The 8573-nt window shown below is 45.6% G+C and carries 11 protein-coding genes and 1 pseudogene; 5 read left to right on the plus strand and 7 right to left on the minus strand.

Translation table 11 applies throughout. From position 1 onward, the window contains the following. The 4 genes and pseudogenes from WBV75_RS07300 to WBV75_RS07315 all read left to right on the plus strand — a co-directional run. Positions 1 to 461: pseudogene (locus WBV75_RS07300) on the plus strand (diaminopimelate epimerase); the annotation flags it as partial. After that, positions 458 to 991 (plus strand): GNAT family N-acetyltransferase, encoded by a 534-nt coding sequence (locus WBV75_RS07305; RefSeq protein ID WP_424119974.1) that lies wholly within the window; start codon positions 458 to 460, stop codon positions 989 to 991. The pseudogene WBV75_RS07300 and the gene WBV75_RS07305, both read left to right, overlap by 4 nt. After that, complete coding sequence (gene mltG / locus WBV75_RS07310; protein ID WP_424119975.1) at positions 981 to 2024, plus strand: endolytic transglycosylase MltG; 1044 nt, start codon at positions 981 to 983, stop codon at positions 2022 to 2024. Before WBV75_RS07305 ends, mltG begins: the two co-directional genes overlap by 11 nt. Before the next feature lie 148 nt (positions 2025 to 2172). Further along, on the plus strand, positions 2173 to 2814 hold the full coding sequence (locus WBV75_RS07315; protein ID WP_424119976.1) for a hypothetical protein: 642 nt from the start codon (positions 2173 to 2175) through the stop codon (positions 2812 to 2814). Between the two features lie 11 nt (positions 2815 to 2825). On the opposite strand, the gene WBV75_RS07320 is transcribed toward WBV75_RS07315, so the two are convergent. Genes WBV75_RS07320 through dnaA form a run of 3 tightly spaced genes read right to left on the minus strand, consistent with a single transcriptional unit; the run spans position 2826 to position 5444 of the window. Continuing rightward, complete coding sequence (locus tag WBV75_RS07320; protein ID WP_424119977.1) at positions 2826 to 3548, minus strand: SAM-dependent methyltransferase; 723 nt, start codon at positions 3546 to 3548, stop codon at positions 2826 to 2828. A 6-nt stretch (positions 3549 to 3554) separates the two neighbouring features. Next, a complete protein-coding gene (locus WBV75_RS07325; RefSeq protein WP_424119978.1) occupies positions 3555 to 4013 on the minus strand; it encodes a low molecular weight protein-tyrosine-phosphatase in 459 nt (152 codons plus the stop codon). Positions 4014 to 4019: 6 nt separating this feature from the next. After that, complete coding sequence (dnaA, locus tag WBV75_RS07330; protein ID WP_424119979.1) at positions 4020 to 5444, minus strand: chromosomal replication initiator protein DnaA; 1425 nt, start codon at positions 5442 to 5444, stop codon at positions 4020 to 4022. Between the two features lie 204 nt (positions 5445 to 5648). Between dnaA and WBV75_RS07335 the strand changes: the two genes are divergently transcribed. Further along, positions 5649 to 6056 (plus strand): acyl-CoA thioesterase, encoded by a 408-nt coding sequence (locus tag WBV75_RS07335; RefSeq protein WP_424119980.1) that lies wholly within the window; start codon positions 5649 to 5651, stop codon positions 6054 to 6056. Here the strand turns inward: WBV75_RS07335 and WBV75_RS07340 are convergent. From WBV75_RS07340 to WBV75_RS07355, 4 genes are all read right to left on the minus strand, one after another. After that, positions 6049 to 6672 (minus strand): IMPACT family protein, encoded by a 624-nt coding sequence (locus tag WBV75_RS07340; RefSeq protein ID WP_424119981.1) that lies wholly within the window; start codon positions 6670 to 6672, stop codon positions 6049 to 6051. The genes WBV75_RS07335 and WBV75_RS07340 overlap by 8 nt on opposite strands. Further along, complete coding sequence (locus WBV75_RS07345; RefSeq protein ID WP_424119982.1) at positions 6672 to 7541, minus strand: EamA family transporter; 870 nt, start codon at positions 7539 to 7541, stop codon at positions 6672 to 6674. The genes WBV75_RS07340 and WBV75_RS07345 overlap by 1 nt, the downstream gene beginning before the upstream one ends. A 5-nt stretch (positions 7542 to 7546) precedes the next feature. Further along, complete coding sequence (locus WBV75_RS07350) at positions 7547 to 8152, minus strand: HAD family hydrolase (RefSeq protein WP_424119983.1); 606 nt, start codon at positions 8150 to 8152, stop codon at positions 7547 to 7549. Continuing rightward, positions 8130 to 8573: RibD family protein (locus tag WBV75_RS07355; protein ID WP_424119984.1), on the minus strand; the 444-nt coding region annotated here is incomplete at its 5' end. The genes WBV75_RS07355 and WBV75_RS07350, both read right to left, overlap by 23 nt.

Here is an 8573-nt window from a genome sequence, read left to right on the forward strand (position 1 = left end):
AGGCGTGTATTTCAGAGGACCAGATATCCCTCCAAATGCAGGACGTCCCCCATATCCAATCCAACCCGCGATATCTTTATCTCGATACTGGATCTCCGCACCACGTACAGATTTGGGATGATTGGGACACCCTCGATGTGGAGAAGGAGGGAAGGCGCATTCGGTATGGGCTCTACGGCGAAAAAGGAAGCAATATTAACTTCGTGAAACCTCTGGATTCGGGTCGGTTTGAGGTGAGAACCTACGAGAGAGGAGTAGAGGCAGAAACCTATTCCTGTGGTACGGGCGCGACAGCCGTAGCCCTGGCAATGTTTGAGCTTGGACAGCTTTCCCACCCTCAGGCGGAATTAGTTACTTTGGGTGGAACCCTGAAGGTTCGGTTTAAAAGAAATCAAAACGGATATTCAGATATCTGGTTGGAAGGCCCCGCTGAAAGGGTTTTTAAAGGGGTTTTAAAATGACAGTTTTAAAGGGGAAACATATTCAGTTGCGTGCCCTCGAACCCGAGGATCTGGAATATTTGTTTGCCCTGGAAAACGATCCGGATATTTGGGAGATCAGCGGTACACTCACACCGTATTCCCGAAAGGTTCTGCGGGCATACCTGGAAACGGCACACCAGGATATTTACCAGGCTAAACAGCTTCGCCTGGCCATAACAGGCCAGGATGAATCCGCTATCGGACTTATCGATCTTTACGATTTTGACCCCAGGCACTTACGCGCGGGAATCGGTATAGTGATTTCACAATCCGAGCACAGGAACCAGGGGTTCGGGGCAGAGGCGCTGACACTACTGTGTTCCTATGCGTTTCAGGTCCTGGACATGCATCAGTTGTATGCCGGGGTATCTGCCGATAATCTGCGCAGCATACATCTATTTGAGAAACTCGGTTTTGTACAAAACGGTGTTCGAAAGGACTGGTTAAGAACTGCTTCGGGCTTCAAAGACGAATTGTTTTTCCAAAAATTAAAACCCCATGTACCTTAAGCGCATTTTATTGACTGTTGTTATACTTGGTCTGCTGATCGGAGGCCTGTTTTCAGCTATGGTCTACCGAACCCTTTTTATATCCAACACGGGTTTCAGCAACGAAGAGGCTTATGTGTTTATACCCTCCGATGCAGATTTCGATGAGGTTATGGAGCAATTACAGCCCCTGTTGAAAAATCCCTCAACCTTTGAAAAAGCAGCCCGGCAAAAGCGTTATACCGACAATATAAAAGGCGGTAAATACGCTATAACCCAAGGGATGAACAACAACGATATCGTCAATGCCCTCAGGAGTGGGAATATTCCTGTCCGCGTATCTTTTAACAATCAGGAGACCCCTGCTTTGCTGGCCGGGCGGATTAGTACCCAACTGGAGGCAGATAGCCTCGCCTTGTACCAGGCTTTTACAGATCCTGCTTTTCTCAGGGCCGAGGACTGGACTGCGGATCAAGTCCTTTTGCCTTACCTTCCCAATAGTTACGAGTTTTACTGGAATACCTCGGCCACTGCATTCAGGGAACGGATGTTGGCAGAATACACTAAATTCTGGACTGATGCCCGGTTGGCAAAGGCTCAGGCCGTTGGCTTGTCCCCGGAAGAGGTCATCGCCCTGGCATCAGTAGTACACAAAGAAACAGCGAAATCGGATGAAAGACCCCGGGTAGCAGGGGTGTATCTGAACCGTCTGAAAAAGGGAATGTTGCTTCAGGCCGATCCCACAGTAATCTATGCGATCAAGAAAGAATCCGGAAATTATGATACCCTTATTAAAAGGGTGCTCTACCGGGATCTGGAAATCGACTCTCCCTTTAACACTTATAAGTATCCGGGAATACCTCCTGGTCCCATTGCCATGCCCGATATTTCGGCCATTGAAGCTGTTTTGAACCCTGAAAAACACAAGTTCCTCTATTTCGTGGCGGATATAGAGAATTTCGGATATCACAAGTTTGCCGAGACCCTTGGGCAGCACAACCGCAATAAAGAGCAGTACGTCCGTTGGCTCAATCAGCAAAAAATTCGACGATAGACACGAAATGGGCCATTTTATGCCATTTATCCGAATTTTCTGACCTTTTAAGATAAAGTTGGGGATATCGAAATGCCTCAAATGTATCTTTGACCCGAGAACGTTAAGCAGGGCTTTTTGAGTCCTTCAGTCTTACGAAACAAACTATATGAATAAGAGGATTCGATTTATCAGTCCTTTGATCATGGTTTTACTTTTTACAAGTTTTGTTTCGGAATCCCGGTCAGAGTATGCTGTCAGGGTCCCAGAAACCTTACTGATCAAAGACACGTTACACGTCATCTATCCGGCACCACCAACGGCCATTCAGCCCGAGTGGATTCAACCACCCTTTTTAGGAACATCGGTGATTGGTTTTCGAGAAGCCCTGGCTTTTAAGGAGTCCAGCGGGGATTATTTCATTACGAACACCCTTGGATACCTTGGGAAATATCAATTCGGGATCGGAACGCTCCAACTAATGGGCGTGTATAATGCCACTAAATTCCTGAAAAATCCAGAATTACAAGAGCGGGTATTCGTAACAAATCTCTCCAGGAACAAATGGATTTTGAGACGTGACATCCCCCGTTTTGTAGGTAAAAAGATCAAAGGTGTCGAGATTACCGAATCGGGTATTCTCGCGGCAGCTCATTTGGCAGGCCCCGGTAATGTTAGAAAGTACCTCCGCTCCTGGGGTTCGCATGACTTAGCGGATGCCTACGGGACCACGATTTCCCATTATATGGGGAAATTTAAAGGATACGACACCTCTTCCATTCTTCCGAAGCGGAATCCCAGGGTAAATTAAGCGGTACAAAATCAGGCCTGGATTGCAAAAATTGCAGGCCGTTTATTCAGATCGGGAAGGTTTGGCCCCCATTCACTCACCTTGAGTGTCCGTATCCATTCTGTTTTCAGGGTGATATCTGCCGCAATGCACAGAGATGTTTCCCCTTGTAAAGACTTAAGTAGTTCCGAGATGAGTTTTTCATTTCGGTAGGGCGTTTCCATAAAGAGCTGGGTTTGTCCTGTATCCCTTGATTTTTTTTCCAATTGCTTTATGGTCTTCTTCCGATTGGAGCTGTCAATGGGCAGGTAGCCGTTAAAGGCGAAATTCTGTCCGTTTAATCCACTCGCCATAAGGGCAAGTATAATGGAAGAAGGCCCGACAAGCGGAACTACCTGTATCCCTTTTTCATGGGCGAGTCTGACAATTACGGCACCCGGATCGGCAATGGCCGGGCATCCGGCCTCGGATAATACGCCCAGGGGTTGCCCCATTAGGCAGGGTTCCAGGTATCCCGGCAGCAGTTCGGGTTCGGTAAATTTGTTCAATAAGGATATATTGAGGAGACTCTGAGTCTTTCGAGGGGTAATTTTCTTAATAAACCGACGGGCAGTCTTTTCATTTTCTACTATAAAATGATCGATTTGCTCGATTGCCTGCTTGATCGTCAGGGGCAAAACCTCCAGGGGTTCGGTGATCCCAAGGGTAGTGGGGATAAGGTATAGCTTTCCAAAGTCCGAGGGGTTCGTTTTCATAGGCTTTCAGGATTTGGATAAAAGGGGCAGGAGCTTTTCGGTGGCCGCATCGATCATCCGGAAAACCTGTTGAAAACCGTCGGTACCGCCATAATAGGGGTCGGGAACTTCTTCCCCGGGACTTCCTGCTTCCTCCAGCAATAAGTAGAGTTTATTTAAATCTGCAGTATTTCGGGCTAATTCCTGTAAATGCATCAAATTCTCCCGATCCATGGCAAAAATATAATCAAAATTATCAAAATCTTCAGGTGTAAAACGGCGGCATTTCTGATGGCTGATATCTATTCCGGCCCGTGAAGCAACTTCTATGGAACGGATATCCGGGGCTTTTCCGATATGATACCCCGCAGTACCGGCTGAATCTACAACAACCTCAGCAGGGTTCACTTTTGATTTGAGAATTCCTTCCGCCAATGGGGATCTGCAGATATTCCCAAGACAAACCATTAAAACCTTAACAGGCATAGGGTATTAGGAGAATTTCTTCGTCAGGTCATCGATATACTTCCGGAATTGCTTATCTGTTTCCGCCAGATTATCTACTGTTTTGCACGCGTGGAGAACCGTGGCATGATCCCGTTTCCCAATTTGGGATCCGATACTTGCCAGGGAGGCTTTAGTGTACTTTTTAGCGAAATACATGGCCAATTGCCTCGCCTGTACGATATGGCGTTTCCGGGTCTTAGACTGCAGGGTGGCCACATCCATCTCAAAATAATCGGAAACGACCTTCTGTATGTAATCTATCGAGACTTCTCTTTTGGTATTCTTGACGAATTTTTCGACTACTTTTTGGGCGAGATCCAGGGTTACTTCCTTTTTATTGAAGGAAGATTGAGCAATCAGCGAAATAATAGCACCTTCGAGCTCCCGTATATTTGATTTGATATGTTTGGCCACGTAATCGATAATCTCCTCGGGCATTTCAACTCCATCCCGATAGAGTTTATTTTTAAGGATAGAAACCCTGGTTTCATAATCAGGGGTTTGCAATTCGGCAGACAAGCCCCATTTAAAACGAGAAAGCAAGCGTTGTTCAATATCCTGCATGTCTACAGGGGCCTTATCCGAGGTTAAAATAACCTGTTTCCCATTCTGGTGGAGATGGTTGAAAATATGAAAAAATACGTCCTGAGTCCCAGATTTACCGGAGAGGAACTGCACGTCATCAATTAAAAGCACATCGATTAACTGATAGAAGTGGATAAAATCGTTCCGCGTATTCTTTTTAACGGATTCGATATACTGCTGGGTAAACTTTTCAGCGGAGATATACAGGACAGTGCGGTCCGGGTATTTGTCTTTGATTTCAACCCCTATGGCATGAGCCAGGTGGGTTTTTCCCAGTCCTACACCTCCAAAGATCAACAGGGGGTTGAAGGAAGTGCCCCCGGGCTTATTGGCTACAGCCATCCCTGCAGACCGGGCCAGCCTGTTCGAATCCCCTTCGAGGAAATTTTCGAAATTGTAATTCGGATTTAATTGAGATTCAATCTTTATATTCCGAATCCCCGGAATCACAAAAGGATTTTTTAATTCCGGATTCTTGGATTTTATAGGAACATCCATTTCCTGGGGTGTCATCTGTCCTCTGTTTGAACTCGGGATTTTTTCTGTGAACGGCTCCCGGTTGCCATAAGTATTCTCCATTTTAATGATATACACCAATTTTGCCCCTTCCCCCAGCTCTCTTGTCAGGGCAACTTTCAATAAAGTGATATAGTGTTCTTCCAGCCATTCGTAGAAAAACTTACTCGGGACCTCTATGCTCAGGGATTTGTCTGTAAGCCGAACGGGCTTAATAGGATCAAACCATGTTTTAAATGCCTGCGGTTGTATGTTGTCTTTGATAAAAACCAAACAATTTTCCCATACGGAACGCGCGGTAACACTCATTTTGAAAAGCAGTCTTAGTCTTGGTTAGGTACTTGTTAGCCGGTATAAAAAAGGACAGTAAACCTGTCCCTTTAGAGAGAGACAAATATGTGAACAAAAAACCTAAAAAAAAAACCTGAACGGGGTTGAAATTCTAGTTTTTTTTTTGCAAGTTCAGCCCCCTTCGGGACTCTTTTTAAATATACTATTTTTCAACCAATTTTTATGCATTCTCATGAGATTTCAATCCGGGTCCGCTACGGCGAGACCGATCAAATGGGAGTGGTTTATCACGGGAACTACCCGCAATACCTGGAGATGGGGAGGGTTGAGTGGTTGAGGGCTCTCGGAATATCCTACGCGGAGATGGAGGAAACCGGCTACATTCTTCCTGTTACAGCTATCCGTATTGAATATAAAAAACCGGCCGTATACGACCAGTTGATCACCATTCGTACCCGCCTGAGGAATATACCTACCGTCCGTATCTCATTTGACTTCGAAATTGAGGGTGACAATGGGGAAATTCTCGCCACGGCTCAGACAGATTTGGCCTTTTTAAATTCCAAAACGCGAAGACCTGTTCGATGCCCGGATTATATTTTGGATAAATTACAGACCTTACTTACCTGAAGACTTCTTTTTTCTGAACCTCAACGCCCCCTATGCTCGCAAGCCTTAAGCAAAAGGCCTCGCTTTTTTCAGTAGAAACGACTAGTTCGATGGTGCAATCCAGCTCCATTTGTTGTGAGGTGACTTTTAATCTGTTTTGAGAGATAAAACCCATAACATCATCGAGCTGAGGGTACTGGAATTGTAACCGAATTAAAGAGACAGCTTTTCTACGAATGACGGCAGAACTTTCCAGGACGCCTTTGGCCGCTTCTTTGTAGGCTTTGGAAAGTCCGCCTACCCCCAGTTTAACACCGCCATAATAGCGGACTACACACACCAGCACGTCATATAGCCCAGCTGAGGTGATTTGTCCGAGGATAGGGCTTCCGGCCGTATAGGCAGGTTCCCCGTCGTCGTTCATCCTCAGGTGTGTATTCACAATTCCAATGCGGTACCCATAACATACATGGGTGGCATCTGCATGTTCTTTTCTGAGTGACGCCAGCTGCTGGTCGGCAGCTTCTACGGAGGAAACGGGAAAGGCATATCCGATAAACCGGCTTTTCTTCTCACGGTATAAAACCGGACCCGCAGTTCCTGAGATGGTCTTAAAGTTATTTAGTTGATTCGACATCACAAAAGGCTGATTAACAATATACTGATTATCGCCAGAAGAATTCCCATCCAATTTTTCCTGCTCAGGGATTCCCTGAATAAAACAATACCCAGCAACGTGGTAAGCATCACAATAGCGACATTATTCAAGGTAAAAACCGAAGCACTATTCAGCCCGTCAAATTTGAGGGCGCGCAACAAAAAGTAGATAGAAAAGAAATTCGGAATTCCCAGGGCTACCCCGCCCAAAATATTGACGGGCCTAAGGCGAGTCAGGGTTTTAGGGTTTTTAAAAAGTAGGACCAGGATGCCCGTCAGTCCTGCAAAACCAAAAACAACGGCAGAAAATAAAGAGTATTCATTTTCCGGGATCATGGTGTGCTGCAGGTATTTAATACTTGTGTCGATAATTCCTGACCCCAGAAAAACCAGTAATGGCAAAATCATGGTTCTCAATTCGGCGTTTAATCCCTCCCTTTTTTCCTTGTATGCTGTGAAATAGACCGCAAAAAGCGCCAGGCCAATTCCGATAAACTGCATGGTATTCAAGTGTTCCTCATATAGGATAAGGCCGGCTATTACAGGAATCGCCAAAGACATTTTTGTCGCCACAGAAGCGACTGAAACCCCTAGGTTTTGAGAAGTCGCGGCCATGAGGTTAAAAATGAGAATAAAGAATGCACCCAGGAGGATGGCACCTGTAAGCCAGGTCTTTTGAGCGAGTTCCTCAAAGAGGATGGGCTCTTGATTGACAAGCAATCCCACGCCTAAAGCGGTAAAATAATTTACGATGATTGCGTGAAATGTATCCGCCTTATAGGTCTTGAAGAGTTTAAATACGATAAAAATGATACTGGAGCAGCAGATGCTCCATATGAGATCCCACATCCTGATTAAACCAAGTGTTTATTAAGCTCCAGAATACTTTCCTTTTGAACGTCCAGGTGCCAGGTGTTTATCCCGAGTGCCGAAGCGCTTTCGATATGCTCCTTCGTATCATCGATAAAAAGGGTTTCCTCTGGCCTCAGTCCATTTTTGTCAAGTACAAAAGAAAATATTTTCGGATCTGGTTTGCGCATTCCGATCTCATGTGAGAGGTAGAACGCCTCAAAACACCCCCGAAAACGGTCAAAGTTATCTTTCCCCATGTTATCCCGGACTTGTTCGATATGAAGGGCGTTGGTGTTGCTCAAAAGGAACATACGGTATCGCCCCGATTCTTTAAGTTTTATAAGGAATTCAAGCCTTGCGAATGGGAAATCGGCTATGGTTGCATTCCAAATTTGCCGTATACCCTCTTCCTGACTCCCCGGAATACTTTGTTGTACGCGTCTCAGGAAGGTTTTAGAATCCACCTCTCCCTTTTCATACTGCGCGCTAAGGGATAAAAGATCAGCTCCGGGTGCAACCAGTCCGTAACTGTTTAAACCCCTGTTGACGGCATCCATATCCAAATTGATAAACACCCCGCCAAAATCAAAGATGATATTCTGAATCATTGCGTAGAATTCGGACCGTGTCCGGTCCTGATTTATAAATAGATGTGGGTTTATGCAAAATTTTTGGAGCCGCAAGTCCTGTCTCCAATGCGAGGGGACCATTAATGATCCGGGCTTCATCCCAACTCCCCGAATTGATAAAATACCCTAAGGTGCGAGCCCCTCCCTCTACGATCAGACTCTGAATATCTTCCTGCCACAATGTATGCAAGAGTTGAGGTATCAGGGGTTTATCCTCCGAAACCTCATGGTATAAAATATCTCCAGTGTCTTGTGGTACATTTTTTTTATCAAAAAAGACCAGAGTTTTACCCCCGGGCCCAAAGATTTGAAAGTGGTGGGGTACCGTATGCCTTCTATCGATAAGGATCCGGACCGGGTTGGAGCCTTTCCAAAAACGAGTATCCAGCCTTGGATTGTC

It is taken from the genome of Robiginitalea sp. (assembly GCF_049588695.1).
GTDB lineage: Bacteria > Bacteroidota > Bacteroidia > Flavobacteriales > Flavobacteriaceae > Robiginitalea.

Coding starts and splice junctions, on each gene's coding strand:
- WBV75_RS07305 (WP_424119974.1), top strand. CDS start 458: ATGACAGTTTTAAAGGGGAAACATATTCAGTTGCGTGCCCTCGAACCC.
- mltG (WP_424119975.1), top strand. CDS start 981: ATGTACCTTAAGCGCATTTTATTGACTGTTGTTATACTTGGTCTGCTG.
- WBV75_RS07315 (WP_424119976.1), top strand. CDS start 2,173: ATGAATAAGAGGATTCGATTTATCAGTCCTTTGATCATGGTTTTACTT.
- WBV75_RS07320 (WP_424119977.1), bottom strand. CDS start 3,548: ATGAAAACGAACCCCTCGGACTTTGGAAAGCTATACCTTATCCCCACT.
- WBV75_RS07325 (WP_424119978.1), bottom strand. CDS start 4,013: ATGCCTGTTAAGGTTTTAATGGTTTGTCTTGGGAATATCTGCAGATCC.
- dnaA (WP_424119979.1), bottom strand. CDS start 5,444: ATGAGTGTTACCGCGCGTTCCGTATGGGAAAATTGTTTGGTTTTTATC.
- WBV75_RS07335 (WP_424119980.1), top strand. CDS start 5,649: ATGCATTCTCATGAGATTTCAATCCGGGTCCGCTACGGCGAGACCGAT.
- WBV75_RS07340 (WP_424119981.1), bottom strand. CDS start 6,672: ATGTCGAATCAACTAAATAACTTTAAGACCATCTCAGGAACTGCGGGT.
- WBV75_RS07345 (WP_424119982.1), bottom strand. CDS start 7,541: ATGTGGGATCTCATATGGAGCATCTGCTGCTCCAGTATCATTTTTATC.
- WBV75_RS07350 (WP_424119983.1), bottom strand. CDS start 8,152: ATGATTCAGAATATCATCTTTGATTTTGGCGGGGTGTTTATCAATTTG.